The 20,526-nt window shown below is 62.6% G+C and carries 13 protein-coding genes; 2 read left to right on the forward strand and 11 right to left on the reverse strand.

From position 1 onward, the window contains the following. Positions 1-38: 38 nt before the first annotated feature. The 4 genes from IPM27_02620 to IPM27_02635 form a co-directional block, all read right to left on the reverse strand. Positions 39-2,252: an EAL domain-containing protein gene (locus IPM27_02620; protein ID MBK9160452.1), complete on the reverse strand. Its 2,214-nt coding sequence runs from the start codon at positions 2,250-2,252 to the stop codon at positions 39-41. 8 nt (positions 2,253-2,260) lie between these two features. After that, on the reverse strand, positions 2,261-3,382 hold the full coding sequence (locus tag IPM27_02625) for an FIST C-terminal domain-containing protein (GenBank protein ID MBK9160453.1): 1,122 nt from the start codon (positions 3,380-3,382) through the stop codon (positions 2,261-2,263). A gap of 134 nt (positions 3,383-3,516) precedes the next feature. Next, entirely contained in the window at positions 3,517-6,399 is a 2,883-nt protein-coding gene (locus IPM27_02630) for an EAL domain-containing protein (GenBank protein MBK9160454.1), read from the reverse strand. Continuing rightward, positions 6,396-10,037 carry a PAS domain S-box protein gene (locus IPM27_02635; GenBank protein ID MBK9160455.1) on the reverse strand — a complete coding sequence of 1,214 codons (3,642 nt, stop codon included), beginning with the start codon at positions 10,035-10,037 and terminating at the stop codon, positions 6,396-6,398. The genes IPM27_02630 and IPM27_02635 overlap by 4 nt, the downstream gene beginning before the upstream one ends. Positions 10,038-10,222: 185 nt before the next feature. Here IPM27_02635 and acnA point away from each other — a divergent pair, with 185 nt between their 5' ends. Together acnA and fumC are read left to right on the forward strand one after the other, a co-directional pair. Further along, entirely contained in the window at positions 10,223-12,970 is a 2,748-nt protein-coding gene (acnA, locus tag IPM27_02640) for an aconitate hydratase AcnA (GenBank protein ID MBK9160456.1), read from the forward strand. An 18-nt stretch (positions 12,971-12,988) separates the two neighbouring features. After that, complete coding sequence (gene fumC, locus IPM27_02645) at positions 12,989-14,383, forward strand: class II fumarate hydratase (protein ID MBK9160457.1); 1,395 nt, start codon at positions 12,989-12,991, stop codon at positions 14,381-14,383. Between the two features lie 31 nt (positions 14,384-14,414). Here fumC and IPM27_02650 read toward each other — a convergent pair whose 3' ends face one another. The 7 genes from IPM27_02650 to ligA form a co-directional block, all read right to left on the reverse strand. Then, a complete protein-coding gene (locus IPM27_02650; protein MBK9160458.1) occupies positions 14,415-14,897 on the reverse strand; it encodes a diheme cytochrome c in 483 nt (160 codons plus the stop codon). 73 nt (positions 14,898-14,970) lie between these two features. Then, positions 14,971-15,876 (reverse strand): cation transporter, encoded by a 906-nt coding sequence (locus tag IPM27_02655; protein ID MBK9160459.1) that lies wholly within the window; start codon positions 15,874-15,876, stop codon positions 14,971-14,973. 161 nt (positions 15,877-16,037) lie between these two features. Then, complete coding sequence (locus IPM27_02660) at positions 16,038-16,475, reverse strand: four-helix bundle copper-binding protein (GenBank protein ID MBK9160460.1); 438 nt, start codon at positions 16,473-16,475, stop codon at positions 16,038-16,040. Between the two features lie 28 nt (positions 16,476-16,503). Continuing rightward, positions 16,504-17,034, reverse strand: a complete 531-nt coding sequence (locus IPM27_02665) for a peptide deformylase (protein MBK9160461.1) — start codon at positions 17,032-17,034, stop codon at positions 16,504-16,506. After that, positions 17,024-17,785: an S-methyl-5'-thioinosine phosphorylase gene (locus tag IPM27_02670; GenBank protein MBK9160462.1), complete on the reverse strand. Its 762-nt coding sequence runs from the start codon at positions 17,783-17,785 to the stop codon at positions 17,024-17,026. The genes IPM27_02665 and IPM27_02670 overlap by 11 nt, the downstream gene beginning before the upstream one ends. A 74-nt stretch (positions 17,786-17,859) precedes the next feature. Then, positions 17,860-18,426, reverse strand: coding sequence for a hypoxanthine-guanine phosphoribosyltransferase (locus IPM27_02675; protein MBK9160463.1), 567 nt, complete (start codon positions 18,424-18,426; stop codon positions 17,860-17,862). Continuing rightward, entirely contained in the window at positions 18,423-20,384 is a 1,962-nt protein-coding gene (gene ligA / locus IPM27_02680) for an NAD-dependent DNA ligase LigA (protein MBK9160464.1), read from the reverse strand. The genes IPM27_02675 and ligA overlap by 4 nt, the downstream gene beginning before the upstream one ends. Positions 20,385-20,526 lie beyond the last annotated feature (142 nt).

Below are 20,526 nucleotides of genomic sequence, written 5' to 3' on the forward strand. Positions count from 1 at the left end.
GCATCCTTATTTTTTGTCTTGTAGCCTGTTGCCAAGCATCAAAGAACGGGGCCGGTTTTGGCAACTGGCGACCCGTCATCGAGGCACGCCTCGAAATCACGCAACGGGACCGGCTCGCCGAACAGGTATCCCTGGAAACTGCAGCAGCCATAGCGCATCAGCAGGTTGAACTGCTCCTCGGTCTCGACCCCTTCCGCGATCACGTCCACCTCGAAGTTCATCCCCATATCCACGATGATCAGCACCATCACCTTGTCGCCCTGGTCGCTGGCGATGTCGCGCACGAACGACTGGTCGATCTTGATCTGGTCCAGCGGCAGCCGCTTCAGGTAGGACAGCGAGGAATAGCCCGTGCCGAAATCGTCCAGCGAGAATCTCACCCCCACTTCCTTCAGGGCAACCATCTTGGCGATGTTGTCCTCGACGTTCTCCAGCACCATGCTCTCGGTCAGTTCCAGCTTGAGCAGCAGCGGGTTGACGCCATGGCGTTCCAGGGTCTCCTGCACCTGCCAGACGAAATCCGGCTGGTGGAACTGCCGGGGACTCACGTTGACCGCCAGCTGCAGGTCACGCAGCCGCGGATCGGCATGCCAGGCCCTGAGCTGCGCGCAGGCGGCATCCAGCACCCATTGCCCGATCTGCACGATCATGCCGTTCTCCTCGGCCAGCGGGACAAAGTCGGCCGGCATCAGCAGCCCGCGCTGCGGATGTTCCCAGCGCAGCAACACCTCCGCCCCCTGGGGTTGGCGCGAACAATCCACCTGTATCTGGTAATGCAGCCTGAACTGCTGCTGCTCCAGCGCCCGCTTCAGGTCCGCCTCAAGCGTCGCGCGCTCCTCGATGGCCGCCTGCATCGCCGGATCGAAGAAACGGATGGCGTTGCGCCCTGCATTCTTCGCCTGGTACATCGCCGTGTCGGCACGTTTGAGCAGGCCGTCGATGTCTTCCTGGTGCCCCAGGAACAGCACGATACCGATACTTGGGGTCGTTTCGTAAACATCCTCGTTCAATTGCGCCGGCCGGATCAGGCTGGCATGAATCTTTTCCGCGACCAGTTCCGCCTGCGTGGCGGCCTCGTCGGCATCGGTACTGAGCGACTCGATCACGACCACGAATTCATCGCCGCCCAGACGCGCCACCGTATCCCCGTCGCGCACGCACATACACAGACGCGCGGCCACCTCGGCAAGCAGCAGGTCGCCGACCGCATGCCCCCGGGTATCGTTGAGCGTCTTGAAGTTATCGAGATCGAGGAACAGCACGGCGCCGTGTTTGCCATTGCGCGCGCTGACGGAAAGCGACTGTCGCATGCGTTCCAGCAACAGGCGGCGGTTCGGCAGACCGGTCAGCGAATCATAGAACGCCAGTTGATGGATCTGCGCCTCGGCTTCCTTGCGGTCGCTGATATCCACAAATATCCCGATATAGTTGACCGGCTTGCCGGACCTGTCGCATACCACATCGATGCTCAGCCACTGGGGATATACCTCCCCGTCCTTGCGGCGGTTCCATATCTCTCCGGTCCATTTCTGGTGGGCGGCAAGATTCGCCCATATGTCCCGATAAAAGGAATCGTCATGCCGACCGGACTGCAGGATGCGCGGATTTTTCCCGCGCACCTCGTCGGCCGAATAGCCGGTGATGCGCGTGAACGCCTTGTTGACTTCCAGCAAGTTGGCCTCGGCATCGGTAAGCATGACACCGGAAGAACTCAGCTCGAACACCCCGGCCAGCAGATTGCGCTCGGCGAGCAAACCGTTGGTGCGCTCGTCGTTGGCACGGCACAGCATGACCGCTTTGCCCAGCAACGACATCATCGGCATGAACATTTCCGTCAGCGGCAGTGCGCTTGCGGGAATCTTGGGGGCGAGCAGCACGATCACGCCGAGTTTCTCGATCGGCAGCCGGAAATATGCCCGGTAGTCCGAATGCAGGTTCGCAAGGGATGCCAGCAATTCCGGCTTTTCCGTTTCCCTCACTCCGGTACCGCAAAGCAAGTCCTGGCGCAAAGGGATCCGCTTGCCCACCAACTCGATCAGTTCATAATCGCCCACTGCCGCATCGATGGTCACCGGCACCTCGCCGCCCGTCCCGTCGCACGGCGGCACATCCAGAGAAACGAACCCTGCGGGAAAAGACGTATAGAAAAGCAGGCGTTGCAGGGTGCGCGTCAGCAGCGGCCCAAGACTGGTCTCGCTGCCTATGGTGACGGCGAAGTCATACAGGACCGGCAGGATCTCGTCGCGCGCCAAAGGTCACCTCAGTACCAGACCGTCGCCACCAGCGTGGCGTTGTGGAACAGCGGGTATCCGTGCACCGTCGACCCGCCGATCTCGCCGAGCGACAATGCGCCCGCTGTGCTTCGCGCGCCGGTACGTCTCGTGAATTCGCGCAATTCGGTCGTGGCGGCATCCACCCCCAGATGCATGCGACGTCCGGCGCAATAGAACAGCAACAGCTCGGCGCCCACCGGACCGCCGTTCAGCGAAAACAGTCCTTCGGTCAACACGCGCATGGTTTCCTCCGAATCGACGGCAGGAGACTCGAGCAGCGTCAGCACGGAATTGGCCGGCACCTCGCCGACGCAGAACAGCGATCCATCCCCGGCCAGCATGACCGGGATGCGCACGACCACATGATGGTTCGCGCGGACGATGCCGAACGGGAAATGCACCGCATATTCGTAGAAGTTCTCGGGCGTGATCTCTACGCCATAGCGGTTGTGCACCAGTTCCCGGTACACATCGAACGCCGGGCGCCAGTCGATCTGGGCGATCCGGTTGCCCTCGGTGGCGGTGGCATAGACGTTCCGGTCCGGCGCACGATAACCGTGTTCCAGGATCGCGCCGCGGTGATTGTGCAACAGCATCAGCAACATGCCGTTACCGACGACACGCTGGTTATCGAACAGACAGGGCATGGGCTGGAACGTCTCGCTGCCGGCATTGGCGCCGGCATAGTTCACCCGGTTGGCCAGTTGCAGGTACAGGTAATCGAGCAGCGTGCCAATATTGGGCACCATCGCGTCGAACAGCATGAACAGCGTGATGTTCCGTTCATGGTTGAGTCGCGCGCGCAACCGGGCGGCGATCTCCCTGGCCGTCCGCTCACTGCCCGCGGGATCTGCCGGCAGGTTTTCCAGCAACTCGGCATACGGCATCTCGGCGAAACACAGCAGCCACACGCCACGCCGGCGGAACGTGCCGTCCATGACCAGTTCCGGGAATATCCCGCCGACCAGCGGCACCTGCTGCCTTGCGCACACTTCCTGCAGCATGGCGACGCTATCCTTTTCGGTTTCCGGCAACAGCGCGCACACCCCCATTCCCGGGTGTATCGCCCGCCACCCGGCCAGCACGGCCTCGATAGCCGGGCCATCCATATCTGCCAGATAACACGTCAAGTTCCTGTCATTCAATTTTGCGCGCCCCTGTCCATCCACATTGTGCCGAGACCGATGATTACACGAACGAATTCACAGCCTGCCAGAAAGACGTGCATTGTAGCGTACCGTGCTCAACACGAACCGGCGCAGCCGGACTCATGCATCGCGTCGAGTACCGATGCTTCGAACATCACGACCGGCAGCGCCGCATTGAACAGGTATCCCTGGAAGCTGCTGCAGCCATAGCGCTTCAGCAGGTTGAACTGCTCCTCGGTCTCGACCCCTTCCGCGATCACGTCCACCTCGAAGTTCATCCCCATGTCCACCATGGTCAGCACCATCACCTTGTCGCCCTGGTCGCTGGCGATGTCGCGCACGAACGACTGGTCGATCTTGATCTGGTCCAGCGGCAGCCGCTTCAGGTAGGACAGCGAGGAATAGCCCGTGCCGAAATCGTCCAGCGAGAATCTCACGCCCACTTCCTTCAGGGCAACCATCTTGGCGATGTTGTCCTCGACGTTCTCCAGCACCATGCTCTCGGTCAGTTCCAGCTTGAGCAGCAGCGGGTTGACGCCATGGCGTTCCAGGGTCTCCTGCACCTGCCAGACGAAATCCGGCTGGTGGAACTGCCGGGGACTCACGTTGACCGCCAGCTGCAGGTCGCGCAGCCGCGGATCGGCATGCCAGGCCCTGAGCTGCGCGCAGGCGGCATCCAGCACCCATTGCCCGATCTGCACGATCATGCCGTTCTCCTCGGCCAGCGGGACAAAGTCGGCCGGCATCAGCAGCCCGCGCTGCGGGTGTTCCCAGCGCAGCAACACCTCCGCCCCCTGGGGTTGGCGCGAACAATCCACCTGTATCTGGTAATGCAGCCTGAACTGCTGCTGCTCCAGCGCCCGCCTCAGGTCCGCCTCAAGCGTCGCGCGCTCCTCGATGGCCGCCTGCATCGCCGGATCGAAGAAACGGATGGCGTTGCGCCCTGCATTCTTCGCCTGATACATCGCCAGATCGGTTCGTTTGAGCAACTCGTCTTCACCTTCCTCGTTGCCGCAGAACACGGTGACGCCGATGCTGGAAGAACAGAAATGCTCGATTGTTTCGCCGTCGGCGGATTCCGCATCACGCGACAGGACATAAGGCCGCGCAAGGGTGGCGCGCACCTTTTCCGCCACGATCCCTGCCTGGTGTGCCGCTTCGGCAGGGTACACACTGAGATCGTCGAGCAGGATGACGAACTCGTCACCGCCGAAACGCGCCGCGCTGTCCTGCTCGCGCAGGCATCCGGTGATGCGCCGCGCCACTTCGACCAGCAGCAGATCGCCAAAATCATGGCCATGCACGTCATTGAGCTTCTTGAAGTAATCCAGATCGAGGAACATCAGCGCGCCGTGGTTCCGGTTGCGCACGGAGGCTGCCATCGCCTTGCCGAGACGGTCGATCAACAGCCGGCGGTTGGGCAGTTGCGTGAGCGCATCGTGGAAAGCAAGAGCATAGATCTCCTGCTCCGCTTTTTTGCGCTCGGTGATATCCATGAAGGTCACGACCGCGCCGATCGCGACGCCCCCCTTGATGACGGGATGCCCCCAATATTCCACCGGGATGCAGCTGCCGTCCTTGCGCCAGAACACCTCCTCATCGCAATGCAGTTCCCGCCCGTTCCGGAGCGCCTGGGTCAACTGGCATTCGCCCTCCGGACATGGGCTGCCATCCGCACGGGAATGGTGGATCAGCCCGTGGACCGGTTTGCCGAGCACCTCGGCGGCGTCCGCAAAACCCAGCATGCGCAGGAAGGCCGCGTTGACGAAGCTGAAATTACACTGCCCGTCCACGCCGAAAGTGCCTTCCGCCATCGAATCGAGCAGGCGTTGCAGTTCTTCCCGGGAGTCCTGCAACTGACTGGTGCGTCGGCTGACCTTTTCTTCCAGCAAGGCATTGGCGGTGATCAGTTCCAGCGCCAGATGGTCGCGCTCCCCGTACAGGCGGCGCAAATTGCGGTTGGTGTTCCACAGGTAGAAGACGGCAAGAAGAACCGCCGCCAACAAGGCGGCCAAACCGCCCAGGATGGATACGGTGTATTTTTCGTAGACATCGAGCCAGTCGAAATCCCCGCCGTGCCCGGGATGCAGATGCAGGCGCATCATCACCGCCTCGACCGGCGCATAATCGCCGGGCGGCGTAAAACCGTAATAGCCGCCTCTGCGTGCCGCCTCGTCCTGCTCGCCGATGGCCAACAGCGCCTGTTTCACTTCCTTGCTCAGGCTGAAAGGCACCTTGGCCAGCGCGGCGAACGGCCATTCCGGATACAGGTCGGTGGAAAGCAGTTGCGGGAACGTCTCTTCGGGCTGCCGGTTCAGCACCCTGAGCTGATCCAGCCGGATGGCGCCCTCGCGTGCCATGCGCTCGAGGATGCCGGTGCGCACGAACCCGGCATCCGCCCTGCCCGACAGCACCTCGGACACCACCCGATCGTGCGGGACCCCGGTATAACGCATCCCGGCGAACTCGTGGATGCCGACCCCCCACTGGATCAACGTCCAGCGCTGGACGAACTGGCCGCCGAATGAGTTCTCGCCGACCGCCGATACCTTCTTGCCGCGTAGTTCGGCCAGTTCCCGGATTTTGCTGTCGGCGCGGGTGAAGATCACCCCGCCGAAGCGGTTGACCGGGTGCTCCCCCGCATAAGGCATCAGCGTGGCCAGCGCGTCCATGCCATGATCGGCGTGAAAGCGGACATAATGCTCGGGACTGGTCAGCACGAACTCCAGCTTGCCGGCATCGACCGCCGCATCCAGCTCCGGGAAGAACATCGGCACGATGATGAAACGATGGCCCGGCACGGCACGGCCCAGGTAATCGGCGGTCGGCTGCCATTGCTGCCGGGTCTGGGCAAGCGTACCGGACGACAGCACGCCGATGCGCACCTCGCGTTCCGCCGCCCCCGCCCATCCGGCGCAGGCAAGGCACGCGATCAGCAGGAACGCGGAAGCAAGACCACGATGCAGGCGGACTGTCATCTCGCCTGCCCGCGCAAGGCGTCCTCGAATTCATCGACAGGGAGCGGCCTGCCGAACAGGTATCCCTGGAAACTGCCGCAGCCATAGCGCTTCAGCAAGTTGAACTGCGCCTCGGTCTCGACCCCTTCAGCGATCACGTCCACCTCGAAGTTCATGCCCATGTCCACCATGGTCAGCACCATCACCCTGTCGCCATGGTCGCCGATGATGTCGCGCACGAACGACTGGTCGATCTTGATCTGGTCCAGCGGCAGTCGCTTGAGATATTGCAGCGAGGAATAGCCGGTGCCGAAATCGTCCAGCGCGAAACCGATCCCGATCTCCTTCAGGGTGCTGATCTTCTCCACCACATCGTCCAGATCGTCGAGCAGCAGGCTCTCGGTCAGCTCCAGCTTCAGGTACAGGGGATTGGCGCCACTGTTGTCCAGCGCCTCCCGCACCAGGTCCACGAAATCCGTCCGCCTGAATTGCCGGGCGCTGACGTTGACGGCAAGCTTCAGATCGCGGGTCAATGGATCGTTCTCCCAGCGCTTGAGTTGCCTGCACGCGCTCTCCAGCACCCATTGCCCGATAGGCTGGATCAATCCGGTCTCTTCGGCGATGCCGATGAACTGTTCCGTCGGAACCAACCCGCGCACGGGATGCTGCCAGGACAGCAACACCTCGGCGCCGATGATCCTGCGCTCCGGATTCACCTGCGCCTGATAGTGCAACCGCATCTGTCCTTCTTCCACGGCACGCCGCAGCTCGGTCTCCAGCGAGGCACGCGCCATGACCGCCTGCTGCATCGCGGGATCGAAGAAGCGGATGGCGTTGCGCCCGGCTTCCTTGGCCTGGTACATGGCCACGTCGGCACGCTTGAGCAGTTCGTCGGCGCTCTCGGAGCCATCGTTGAACAGGGTGACGCCGATGCTCGACGTACAGCGGTACTCGTAGTCGCCGAGCAAATACGGTTGGCCGAACAGCGTCAATATCTTCTCCGCGACCGCTTCGGCCAGCGAGGCGGCCTCCGGCTCCGCATCGCTCAATTCCTCCAGGATCACCACGAACTCGTCCCCACCCAGTCGCGCCACGGTATCGCCCGCACGCACGCAGGCGGTCAGGCGCCGCGCCACTTCGCCCAGCAGCTGGTCGCCGACATCGTGCCCCTGGGTATCGTTGAGCGTCTTGAAGTTGTCGAGGTCGAGGAACATGATTGCCCCGTAGATGCCGCTGCGCGCACCGGACGCTTGCGCGTGCTCGAGGCGGTCGAGCAACAGGCGGCGGTTCGGCAGACCGGTCAGCGGATCGAAGAACGCCATGCGATGGATCTCCGCTTCCGCCACCTTGCGCTCGGTGATATCGGTGAACGAACCCACATAATGGGTGACCTTCCCCGACGGGGTGGTGACGCCGCTGACGACCAGCCACTCGGGATATATCTCGCCGTTCTTGCGCCGGTTCCAGACCTCGCCTTCCCAGTAACGATTGCGCTGCAGAGAGTCCCACATGGCACGGTAGAACTCCTTGTCCTGCCGCCCCGATTTGAGTACGGATGGTTTTTTCCCCATCACCTCCTCGTTGCTGTAGCCGGTCAGCCTGGAAAAGGTCCGGTTGACGCGCAGGATGACGGCATTCGCATCGGTGATGAGCATGCCTTCCTGCGCCTCGAAAGCGGTGGCCGCGACCCGCAATTCCTGCTCGATGCGCTTGCGCTCGGTGATGTCGCGGCAGGAACCGTAGAGATTCCCGTCCGGCAGTTTCACCATGTTCAGCTCGATCGGCACCCGGCTGCCGTCTTTCCGTATCAGCCTGATCTCGTAATTCCAGACCTTGCCCGCGCCCTGCGATGCAGCCTCGCGGAAACTCTGCCGGTACGTCTCGCGAAAGTCCGGCGGAACGAGATCGTACATTCCCATCCCGGCCAATTCCTCGCGGCTGTAGCCCAGCATCGCGGCGGCACGGTCATTCGTGTAAGCCCAGTGTTCCGTCTCGGCATCCGCGACGAACACCGCGTCCGCGGCATTGTCCATCAGCATGCGCAGCTTGCTTTCGCTGTTGCGTATGACCTCTTCCGACCGTTTGCGCTCGGTGATGTCGCGCGTCACCCCCAGCGTCGCGTAGATCCTGCCGTTTATGTCGCGCATCGGCACCGCGTTGGTTTCCAGCCAGCGGTGTGTGCCTTTCAGCCCGATGACCTCGAACTGCAACTGCGCGGACTCTCCGGCGAACACGCGCTGCATCAGCGCCACGAAATCGTCATGCGAACCGGGCGCCAGCAGCCCCTGCGCCTTCTGCCCGACGATCTGCTCCGGCGTATCCGCCTCGAGCATCGCCAACCCCGCCGGATTCATCTTCAGCACCGTCCCGTCGGCGGCCAGCAGCTTCACGCATTCCGGCTCGGCCTCGACGATGGCGCGCAACTCCAGCTCGCTCTGCGCAAGCTGCTGCTCCATCCGCTTGCGTTCGGTGATGTCGAAGAAGGTGACCACCGCACCGCTCAGCACGCCGTCGCGGCGCATCGGGTGCGACCAGTATTCCACGGAGAACGGACTGCCGTCCTTGCGCCAGAACGTCTCGTCGTCGCCGCTCACCTCGGTGTTCGCGCGCAAGGCATGGAACATGCCGCACTCTTCGACGGGACAGGGCTTGCCGTCCGCGCGGGTGTGATGGATCATCCGGTGCACCGACTGACCGATGAATTCGGATGCGTGTTCATAGCCGAGCATCCGCAATGCGGATGGATTGATGAACGTGCAGCGCCCGTCGGTATCCACGCCGTAGATGCCTTCGGCGACCGATTCCAGCAGCAGTCGCATACGCTCCTCGCTCTCCCGCAACGACTGCGTCATCTCCATCGCCTTTTGCCCGGAGGTCTGCTCCAGATCGGCATGCGCCGTCCTCAACTGTTCCAGCATGCCGGCATGCTGATGCGCCATGCGCTGGTCGAACAAGGTCGCGAGGATGCCTCCGCCGAACCAGAGCAACGAGATGACCGAGACCATCATGGCGAGGATGTGGGGTTCGATGCGCGTCAGCGTGTCGGCCATGCACAGGCTGCCGGGCTGGATGTCCACGCCGAGCATCGCGGTGTAATGCATGCCGGAGATCGCCACGCCCATGATCGCGCCGCCCAGCATGAAGCGCGGCACGGCGGACAGCCTGACCCGTTCGCCCTGATACATCATCAGCAGCGCCCCCCAGGCCGCGCAGACCGCGATCACGATGGACAGGGTGAAGATGAACGGATCGTAACGGATCGGCGGGAACATCTTCAGGGCCGCCATGCCGGTGTAGTGCATGACGCTGATGCCGATGCCCATCAGCAGGCCGCTGATCGCGATGCGTTGTCTGCTGATGACATGGGCTTGCAGCACATAGAAACCGAGCAGCGCGGCGGCGATCGCCGGCAACGCGGACAAGACGGTCAGTGGCAGGTCGTAGCCGATCGGGATCGGCAAGTGGAACGCCAGCATGCCGATGAAATGCATCGACCAGATCGCCATGCCCAGCGTGACGCTTCCGGCCAGCATCCATGACCATACCTGACGGCCGCTGCTCTGGCGCATGCGTTGCGCGTGGGTCAGCGCCGTGAACGAGCCGACCATCGCGATCAGCACGGACAGGAAAATCAGCGGAATATCCCAGGTGATAGTCATGAAACCATTGTGCGGAAAAACATGTCGCATGCTACCCCAAAACCGTATGAAAAATAAGTCCAAAGAGCCGCCCGAATGTGGCGATTCCATCGCTGTCCGGACAACACTTCTGCAAAGCCCCGACGGCGACACCTCGTCTGGTTATAATTACGCCCTAAATATCGTTCGTTATCCGGAGCCCCCCCATGTCGCACAACCTGTTCAACAGCCGCCTATCGTTCAACCTTGCCAGCGGCAAACAAGCCACGCTGTATTCCCTGCCCGCGCTGGAAAAAGCCGGGGTCGGCAACATCTCGCGCCTGCCGGTCTCCATCCGCATCGTGCTGGAGTCTGTCCTGCGCAACTGCGACGGCAAGAAGGTGACCGAACAGCATGTGAAAGAACTGGCGAACTGGAAGCCGAATGCGCCGCGCACCGAAGAGATCCCCTTCGTCGTCGCCCGCATCGTGCTGCAAGACTTCACCGGCGTACCGCTGCTGGCCGACCTCGCCGCCATGCGCGACGCCGCCGCCAAACAGGGCAAGGACCCGAAAGTCATCGAGCCGCTGGTACCTGTTAACCTCGTCGTCGACCACTCGGTGCAGATCGACAGCTACAACAACCCGAACGCGCTCAAGATCAATATGGAGATGGAATTCGAGCGCAACACCGAGCGCTACCGCTTCATGAAATGGGGCATGCAGGCGTTCGACACTTTCAAAGTCGTGCCACCCGGCATCGGCATCGTGCATCAAGTGAACCTGGAATATCTGGCGCGCGGCGTACTGCAAAAAGATGGCGTGACCTATCCCGACACACTGGTCGGCACGGACAGCCACACCACCATGATCAACGGTATCGGCGTGGTCGGCTGGGGCGTGGGCGGCATCGAGGCGGAAGCCGGCATGCTGGGCCAGCCGGTGTACTTCCTGACGCCGGACGTGGTCGGCGTGAACCTGAAGGGCAAGCTGCGCGAAGGCGTGACCGCTACGGATTTAGTTTTGACCGTCACCGAACTGATGCGCAAGCACAAGGTGGTCGGCAAGTTCGTCGAGTTCTTCGGCGAAGGCACCTCCGCCCTCACCCTGCCTGACCGTGCCACGATTGCGAATATGGCACCCGAATACGGCGCGACCATGGGCTTCTTCCCGGTCGATGATGTGACCGTGCAGTTCATGAAGAACACCGGCCGCACCGCCGATGAGGTGGATGCTTTCGAGTCCTACTTCAAGGCGCAAGGTCTGTTCGGTATTCCCGCCGCGGGCAGCATCGACTACAGCAGCGTGGTGGAACTCGACCTCGCCAGCATAGCTCCCTCGCTGGCCGGCCCCAAGCGCCCGCAAGACCGCATCACCCTGCCCGCGATGAAAGACACCTTCAACACCCTGTTCAGCAAGCCCATCGCCGAGAACGGCTTCAACCAGCCCGCCGACAAGCTGAGCAAGCGCTACGCGACCGGCAAGGATGGTTTGGAGATCGGCAACGGCGACGTGCTGATCGCCGCGATCACGAGCTGCACCAACACCTCCAACCCCGGCGTGCTGCTGGCTGCCGGCCTGCTGGCGAAAAAAGCCGTTGCCAAAGGCCTGACTGTCGCACCGCACATCAAGACCACGCTGGCACCCGGTTCGCGCGTGGTGACCGAATATCTGACCAATGCCGGTCTGCTGGAACCGTTGACCACACTGGGCTTCGGTCTGGCCGCCTACGGTTGCACCACTTGTATCGGCAATGCCGGCCCGCTGCGCGAAGACATCGACAAGACCATCACCGACAACAATTTGATCTGTGCTGCCGTGCTGTCCGGCAACCGCAACTTCGAGGCGCGCATCCACCCCAACCTGAAGGCCAACTTCCTCGCCTCGCCGCCGCTGGTGGTCGCCTACGCGATCGCAGGCAAGATGAACATCGATCTGGATAGCGAGCCGCTGGGTACAGGCAAAGATGGTCAGCCGGTATATCTGAAAGACATCTGGCCCAACAGCGCCGAAGTGCAGACCGTGATGAAATTCGCTTCCGATCCGGCGGTGTACCAGAAGTTGTATAGCGACCTGACCCGCGACCTGCCGCTGTGGAACGCCATCCAGGCGCCCACCGGCGACCTGTACCAGTGGGACGATTCCACCTACATCGCGCGTCCGCCGTTCTTCGATAACTACCCTCTCCCCAACCCTCTCCCGCAAGCGGGCGAGGGGGCAAACGGCTCGCTGCGCGAGGCTCAAACCCTCCACGACATCAAGGGCGCGAAAGCATTGGCCCTGTTCGGCGATTCCGTCACCACCGACCACATCAGCCCGGCAGGCAGCTTCAAGCCCACCACGCCCGCTGGCCAGTACCTGCAAGGCAAGGGGGTGGCGGTGAAGGACTTCAACAGCTACGGCTCGCGTCGCGGCAACCACGAGGTGATGATGCGCGGCACCTTCGCCAACGTGCGCGTAAAGAACCTGATGCTGCCGCCGAATGCGGACGGCAGCCGCACCGAAGGTGGCTACACGCTGTACAACGGCGAACAGATGGCCATCTACGACGCCGCGATGAAGCACATCGCCGACGGCACACCGACCGTGATCTTCGCCGGTGAAGAATACGGCACGGGCTCTTCCCGCGACTGGGCAGCCAAAGGCACACAACTGCTGGGTGTGAAAGCCGTGATCGCCAAGAGCTACGAGCGCATCCACCGCAGCAACCTGGTGGGCATGGGCGTGTTGCCTTTGCAGTTCAAAGGCAGCGACAGCATGGCCAGCCTGAACCTGACCGGTGACGAGACCTTCGCCCTGTCCGGTCTGTCCGGCGACATCAAGCCGCAACAGGACGTCACGCTCACCGTCACCCGCAAGGACGGCAGCACACAAAGCGTCACCCTGCTGCTGCGCATCGATACACCGATCGAGGTGGACTATTACCGCAACGGCGGCATCCTGCCGTTCGTGCTGAAGGAACTGGTGTCACACTGAATCCACAGGAGAAATACCATGACCAGCAGAACCGAACGCGATTCATTCGGCGAGATCGAAGTCCCCGCCGAACGGCTGTGGGGCGCCCAGACGCAGCGCTCGCTGCACTATTTCCACATCTCTACGGAAAAGATGCCGGACGAGGTCGTCATCGCGCTGGCCGAAGTAAAACGCGCCTGCGCGCTGGTCAACCGCGATCTGGGACTATTGGACGAGGCAAAAGTCACCGCCATCATGCAGGCGGCTGACGAAGTGCTGGCCGGCCAGCATGCGCAGGAGTTCGCGCTGTCGGTATGGCAGACCGGCTCGGGCACGCAAAGCAACATGAACATGAACGAAGTGCTGGCGAACCGCGCATCCGAACTGCTCGGTGGCGAGCGCGGCACGGCGCGCAAGGTGCATCCCAACGACGAGGTGAATCTCGGCCAGTCGTCCAACGACATCTTCCCCACCGCGATGCATGTCGCGGCGGTCACCGCGGTCGTGCGCCGGCTGTTGCCGTCGCTGCATGCGTTGCGCGCAACGCTGGAAAAGAAATCGGTCGCGTTCAACGGCATCGTCAAGATCGGCCGCACCCACTTGCAGGATGCCACCCCGCTGACGCTGGGACAGGAATTCTCCGGCTATGTCGCGCAGTTGCATCATGCGGAAGCGGCGATCCTCGCCGTGCTGGGGCCGTTGCACCAACTGGCGGTCGGCGGCACGGCGGTCGGCACCGGCCTGAACACCCATGCGCAATTCGGCGACCGCGTCGCCGCCGAACTGGCGCGCGGCAGCGGCCTGCCGTTCAGGAGTGCTGCCAACAAGTTCGCCGCGCTGGCCGCGAACGACGAACTGGTCGCGGTGCACGGCGCGCTCAAGACGCTGGCCGCCGCGCTGATGAAGATCGCCAACGACGTGCGCTGGCTGGCCTCCGGCCCGCGTTCCGGGCTGGGCGAGATCAGCATCCCGGAGAACGAGCCGGGCAGTTCGATCATGCCGGGCAAGGTCAATCCGACCCAGTGCGAGGCGCTGACCATGCTGTGTTGCCAGGTGTTCGGCAATGACGTCGCGATCAACATCGGAGGCGCGTCGGGCAACTTCGAGCTGAACGTGTTCCGCCCGATGATCGCGCACAACTTCCTGCAGAGCGTGCGGCTGCTGGCGGATGGCATGGCGAGTTTCGAGGAGCACTGCGCGCGCGGCATCGAGGCCAACCACGCGCGCATCGGGGAGCAGATGGAGCGCTCGCTGATGCTGGTGACCGCATTGACGCCGCACATCGGCTACGACCGTGCCGCCGGGATCGCCAAGCGCGCGCACCACGACGGCAGCACCTTGAAGGAAGCCGCGCTGGCGCTGGGTTACGTCACGGAGGAAGATTTCGACCGCTGGGTGATCCCGGCGGCAATGGTACACCCGAGCATGAAGTAACCGCCCGGGTGCCACGGTTCAAGGCATAGTTTCAATCGTCATCGTCGTCACCGCCCTCGGCGCGCAACCCTTTCGGCATGCGGATGCCGCGCTCAGACCAGTCGCCGCGTTCCGCATTCACATGACAGGCTGCGCAATTCGCCGGGCTCTTCACCGCTGGATCACGCCACGCCTGCGCGGACACCTCGCGGTGTTCGCGCCTGAACCACGGCGTATCGCTGATGCGCAGACTGGGCGCGGCATGGCGGCTTCCGCTGCCGGCATGGCGTTTCAGGAAATCGAGTATTTCCCTGTTGTCCCCGGCATCCAGTTCCGCATTCGTGCCGAAGTGCTTGTCCAGTCCGGACATCATTTTCTGCCAGCCGTCCGCTGTCAGCAATTTCGGCGGGAAGGCGATGTGGCAACTGCCGCATTCCTCTTTCCATTTTGCGTTATCGGGAACCGTCAGCCTGCCGCCATCGGCCTGCGCGGACGATGCGACGGCAAGCAGTGTTAATGCCACCAGCCATTTCATGTTTGATCTCCTTTGAACGATGAATGCAATGAAACCCGCTTTCGGTGAATTCGCCGCCATGCCACCCTCCCGCTCAACTCTTGCGGTCCAGCGTCTGGTCCGACAGCGATACAGGATCTTCGATCGGCTCCAGATGGGTCGTCACGTGCCCCCTGGGCAGTACGCCCCGGATATCGGCCTCGATCCGCTCCAGCCAGTCATGGCCCTGCTGCACCGACCATGCGCCGGGAACCATCACGTGCAGCGTGACGAAGGCGCGCATGCCGGCCTGGCGCGTGCGCAAGGCATGGAAATCCAGCCCTTGCCCTCGATAGCTATCCAGCACGGCCTCGACCGCCTTGAGCTGCTCTTGCGGAATGGAGACGTCCATCAAGCCAGATGCCGAGCGGTGCAGCAATTGCCAGCCGGTCCAGACGATGTTCAACGCCACCAGCAGCGCGATGACCGGATCCAGCCACAGCCAGCCGGTCAGCCACACCAGCGCGACGCCGCAGATCACGCCGGCCGAGGTCCACACGTCGGTGAGCAGATGGTGCGCGTCCGCTTCGAGAGTGATGGATTGGTGCTTGCGCCCTACCGCCATCAGGGTTCGAGCGGTAAGGAGATTGATGATCGAGGCCACCACCGACACGCCCAGGCCGATGCCGACCGACTCGATCTCCTGCGGATGGAGCAGCCGATCGATAGCCGCATAGCCGATGCTGGCTGCAGCAACAAGGATCAGGAAGCCCTCGAAGGCGCTGGAAAAATATTCCGCCTTGCCATGGCCGTGCGCATGGTCTTCGTCCGCCGGCTCCATCGCCAGCGACAGCATCGCCAGCGCCATCAGCGCGCCGGCAAGATTGACGAAAGATTCCAGCGCATCCGACAGCAGACCGACCGAACCGGTCATCCACCAGGCCGCACCCTTGAGCAGGATGGTGGCCAGGGCGGCCGCAATGGATAGGTAGGCGTAGCGTTTGAGGGATTGATCCAGCATATTGGCCATCGGCAGCAGGTTAATGGGATGAAGATCGCGGAGCCATGGACAGCCATCCCGCGGATCGCGAACGGTCGGACAATGAAAAGTTGCCCGGGTTCAAAAAGAACCGGGGCGCACCGATGCCGGCCCGTTCCGGTCCGCCTCGCGACTGCCGCCGGTCAGGCGGCGACCTTCTTGCATTCCTTGTAGCATGCCGCACAGCTTTCCCCGCAAGCCTTGCACTGTTCGTGCTTGTCGGCGTGTTTTTTGCACTCTTCCTCGCACTGTTTGCACACGTCCATCGCGATGGCCGCCAGTCGCGCGGTCTGTTTCGAATTCTGGTTGGCAAGCTGCTGCAATGCGCCGCACACCGCCAGCATCTGGTTCACGCTCTGCGCGCAGGCCGCCATGTCCCTGTCGCCCTTTCCCAGCAATTCCAGACAATGGCTCAGGCAGACCTCGCCCTTCTGCACGCAATCCGATGTCGCTGCCGCAAGCGACGCATTCGCGGGAGCCCCGTGGTGATGTTCGTGCGCATGTCCGGCGGCCTGCGCGCGCCCCACGACTGCCGCACCCGCCAGCGCCATGCCGCCCAGCAATAATTCCCTTCTGTTCATCTTCGTCTCCTTGTGGTCTGGATAATGGTCACTCGTCCTGCAATTCGCGGCCCGGGAACAGCTCTTCCGTGTAGCCGAATTTCGTCATGTCGCGGATGCGCATCGGATACAGGATGCCGTCCAGATGGTCGCATTCGTGCTGCACCACGCGCGCGTGGAAACCGGTCACCGTGCGGTCGACCAGCGCGCCGAACTGGTCGTAACCCTGATAACGGATATGGCTGAGGCGCGGCACCAGACCGCGCAACCCCGGCACGCTCAGGCAGCCTTCCCAGTCCTCCTCGATGCCGTTGTCCAGCGGCGTGATGAGCGGATTGACCAGCACCGTTTCCGGCACGCTTTCCGCTTCGGGATAGCGCGGGTTCTGCTGCACCGAAAAAATCACCACGCGCAGGCTGACGCCGATCTGCGGCGCGGCCAGCCCGACCCCGTCCATGGCCTGCATGGTGTCGCGCATGTCGCGCAACAGGTCGTCCAGCGCGCTGTCGAAGTGGCTCACCGGATCGGCGCGCCGCAGCAGGCGCGCATCGCCCATGCGCAGCACCGGCCTAACCGCCATTGCCGTCTTCTTCGCCGCAATTGACCACGCACTCGAGTATGCTGCGCACCCGTTCCACCGCCGCGCCCGCGGTGTTGTTGAGGCTCTCCATGTCGATGCCGTCGTGGCTGTCGCCGCGTCCCGCCGCATAGTTGGTGACCACCGCGATGCAGGCATATCTCAACTGCAACTCCATCGCCAGCACGGTCTCCGGCATCCCGGTCATGCCGATCATGTGCGCGCCGTCGCGTTCGTAGCGGTTGACCTCGGCGATGCTGTCCAGGCGCGGTCCCTGTATCGCGGCATACACCCCGCCGTCCAGGCAGGGCTGCTGTGCGATCCGCGCGCTTTTCAGGATGCGTTCGCGCAATTCCTGATCGTACGGATGGGCAAAGTTGGCATTGCTGTAGCGCGTATCGCGCGCATCGAAGAAGGTGGCGTCACGGCCATGGGTGTAGTCGATGATCTGGTCGGGCAGCACGATCGTGCCCGGTTTCAGGTCGGCGCGGATGCAGCCCACCGAAGCGACCGCAATGACGTCCGTCACGCCCTGTTCGCGCAGCGCCCACAGGTTGGCGCGGTAATTGACCAGGTGCGACGGGATCGTATAACCGTAGCCGTGGCGCGCCAGGAAGATCATCTCGTGCCCGTTGAGCGTGCCGAACAGGAAGGCACCGGAAGGTTCGCCATACGGCGTGCGCATCACCTGCCGGTGGGTGATCTCGAGATTCGCCAATTGGGTCAGGCCGCGACCGCCGATGATTGCCAACATAAAATTTTCCTTTCTTTACCGCTTATGGTGAGCAGGGAGTTGCAAGTGGCGAGTGGGCAAGCCACCCGCACTTCCTACTTCCCACTTCCTGCTTCCTGAGCTTTCATTGCGTAAATGGCGGGCAGGTTGCGCCATGCCCCCCTGATATCCATACCATAGCCGAACACGAAACGGTCCGGCACCTCCATCCCGACGAAATCCGCACGGATCGGCTTCTCCCTGTCGTGTCGCTTGTCCGCGAACACCGCGCAGTAGAATGCGGTCGCCCCCAGTTCCAGCACGCGCTGCCGGATCGCCTGCATGGTTTCGCCTTCATCGAGGATATCGTCCAGTACCAGTACGACCTTGCCGCGCACATTCTCGCGCGGCGCGACCTTCCAGTGCAACTCGCCGCCCTGCTTGCCGCTGCCGTAGCGAGACACATGCAGATAATCGAAATCCAGCGGGAAATCCAGCAACGGCAACAACTGCCCGCTGAACACCACGGCACCGCCCATCACTGACAGCACCAGCGGATGCTGGCCAGCCAATGCAGTGTTGATCTCTTGCGCCACGCGTTGCAAGGCGTGCTGCACCGCGTCGGCATCGTGCAGCAATTCGGCTGCGGCCAATATCTCTCTTGCGCGCTGATCGGTCATCATGACGGGAATCCTTCGCCATGGTTTGCCAGCAGCGCCAGCAGTGCAGCCTCGTCCCACACCAGTACATCCAATGCCTGCGCCTTTTCCAGCTTGCTGCCCGCTTCGGCACCGGCCACCACACAATCGGTCTTCTTCGACACGCTGCCCGCCACCTTCGCCCCCAGTGCTTCCAGCTTCGCTTTGGCCTCGTCGCGGCTCATGGTGGGCAGGGTGCCGGTGAGTACGAAGGTCTTTCCGGTGAGCGGCAGCACCAGATGCGCGGTACCCTCGTTCTCCTCCCAGTGCACACCCAGCTCACGCAACTGCTGCACCACTTCACGGTTGTGCGCTTCGGCAAAGAAATCCGCGATGCTCTGCGCCACCACCGGCCCCACGTCCGGCACTTGCAACAATTGCTCTACGCCGGCCTGCATGATGGCATCCAGCTTGCCGAAATAGCGCGCCAGGTCTTTTGCCGTGGTCTCGCCTACATGGCGGATGCCCAGCGCGTACAGGAAGCGGTTGAGCGTGGTGCGCTTGCTCTGCTCCAGCGCCGCGACGATGTTCTGCGCGCTCTTCTCGGCCATGCGATCCAGATTCGCCAGCGTCGCCACATCCAGACGGTAAAGGTCGGGCAGGGAACGGATGATGTGCTCGTCCACCAACTGATCCACCAATTTGTCGCCCAGGCCTTCGATGTCCATCATGCGGCGGCTGGCAAAATGCAGGATGGCCTGCTTGCGTTGCGCGGCGCAGAACAGGCCGCCACTGCAGCGTGCATCGGCCTCGCCTTCTTCGCGCACCGCATGGCTGCCGCACACCGGACAGGTGGTCGGCATCACAAAAGATCTTGCGTCGGCCGGACGTCGTTCAAGTACAACACCGACCACTTCCGGGATCACATCACCCGCACGGCGCACGATCACGGTGTCGCCGATATGCACGTCTTTGCGGCGTATCTCACCTTCGTTGTGCAGCGTCGCGTTGGAAACGGTGGTGCCGCCGACGAACACCGGCTCCAGCTTGGCGACCGGCGTCAATTTTCCGGTACGACCGACTTGTATCTCGATGTCACGCAGCACGGTGAGCTGTTCTTCCGCCGGATATTTGTGCGCCACCGCCCAGCGCGGTTCGCGCGAAACGAAGCCCAGCTGCTTTTGCAGCGCAAGACTGTTGACCTTGTACACCACACCGTCGATGTCGAACGGCAGCGCATCGCGCTTTGCCGCAACGCGCTGATGAAAATCGGCCAGTGCCTGCGCGCCTTGCACCACTGCACGTTCATCGCACACCGGCAGGCCGAATGTTTGCAGCGCATCGAGGATGCCGCTGTGCGTATCGGGCAATGTCCAGCCCCGCACCTCGCCCAGTCCGTAGGCAAAGAACGACAACGGGCGCTGCGCGGATAACTTTGGATCGAGCTGGCGGATGGTGCCCGCCGCGCCGTTGCGTGGATTGACCAGCGTGGGCAAACCCTGCTCGCGCTGCTTTTCGTTGTAGCGGTTGAAGTCCTTGCGCGACATGTACACCTCGCCGCGCACTTCCAGCACCTCTGCGGAACAATCCTTCAGACGCAGCGGGATGCAATGGATGGTGCGGATGTTCTGCGTGACGTCCTCGCCGGTCTCGCCGTCGCCGCGCGTGGCGGCTTGCACCAGCACGCCTTGCTCGTAGCGCAGGTTGATGGCCAGGCCGTCGAACTTGAGCTCGCAGGCGTATTCGATCTTACCTGCATCACCCTCAATCAACCTGTCATGCAAAACATCCCCTCCCCCTTGCAGGGGGAGGGTTAGGGAGGGGGTAGAAGCTGGGCTATCTTGTTGCTCCCCCCCCACCCCGGCCTTCCCCCTGAATGAGGGAAGGTGCCGATCCGCTTCTGGCGAATTATTCTGCACCAAGCCTAGAGCATTGCGTACGCGCGTATCGAAATTGAAAGCGCCGCTGGCTTCCGTGTCGGTCTCGGTGCGGATGGACAGCATGGGCACGGCATGGCGCACCGGCACAAAGCCGTCCAGTACCTTGCCGCCCACGCGCTGCGTGGGCGAATCGGCTGTCAGCAGTTCGGGGTGTTGAATTTCGAGGGCTTGCAGTTCGCGGAACAGCTTGTCGTATTCCGCATCG

Source organism: Nitrosomonadales bacterium (assembly GCA_016716325.1).
Classification (GTDB): domain Bacteria; phylum Pseudomonadota; class Gammaproteobacteria; order Burkholderiales; family Gallionellaceae; genus Gallionella.

Bases quoted from the DNA above. Each gene is read 5' to 3' on its own strand.
- IPM27_02625 (MBK9160453.1), bottom strand. From the start codon at position 3,382: ATGGATGGCCCGGCTATCGAGGCCGTGCTGGCCGGGTGGCGGGCGATA.
- IPM27_02630 (MBK9160454.1), bottom strand. From the start codon at position 6,399: ATGACAGTCCGCCTGCATCGTGGTCTTGCTTCCGCGTTCCTGCTGATC.
- IPM27_02635 (MBK9160455.1), bottom strand. From the start codon at position 10,037: ATGACTATCACCTGGGATATTCCGCTGATTTTCCTGTCCGTGCTGATC.
- acnA (MBK9160456.1), top strand. From the start codon at position 10,223: ATGTCGCACAACCTGTTCAACAGCCGCCTATCGTTCAACCTTGCCAGC.
- fumC (MBK9160457.1), top strand. From the start codon at position 12,989: ATGACCAGCAGAACCGAACGCGATTCATTCGGCGAGATCGAAGTCCCC.
- IPM27_02650 (MBK9160458.1), bottom strand. From the start codon at position 14,897: ATGAAATGGCTGGTGGCATTAACACTGCTTGCCGTCGCATCGTCCGCG.
- IPM27_02655 (MBK9160459.1), bottom strand. From the start codon at position 15,876: ATGCTGGATCAATCCCTCAAACGCTACGCCTACCTATCCATTGCGGCC.
- IPM27_02660 (MBK9160460.1), bottom strand. From the start codon at position 16,475: ATGAACAGAAGGGAATTATTGCTGGGCGGCATGGCGCTGGCGGGTGCG.
- IPM27_02665 (MBK9160461.1), bottom strand. From the start codon at position 17,034: ATGGCGGTTAGGCCGGTGCTGCGCATGGGCGATGCGCGCCTGCTGCGG.
- IPM27_02670 (MBK9160462.1), bottom strand. From the start codon at position 17,785: ATGTTGGCAATCATCGGCGGTCGCGGCCTGACCCAATTGGCGAATCTC.
- IPM27_02675 (MBK9160463.1), bottom strand. From the start codon at position 18,426: ATGATGACCGATCAGCGCGCAAGAGAGATATTGGCCGCAGCCGAATTG.
- ligA (MBK9160464.1), bottom strand. From the start codon at position 20,384: ATGCTGTCCATCCGCACCGAGACCGACACGGAAGCCAGCGGCGCTTTC.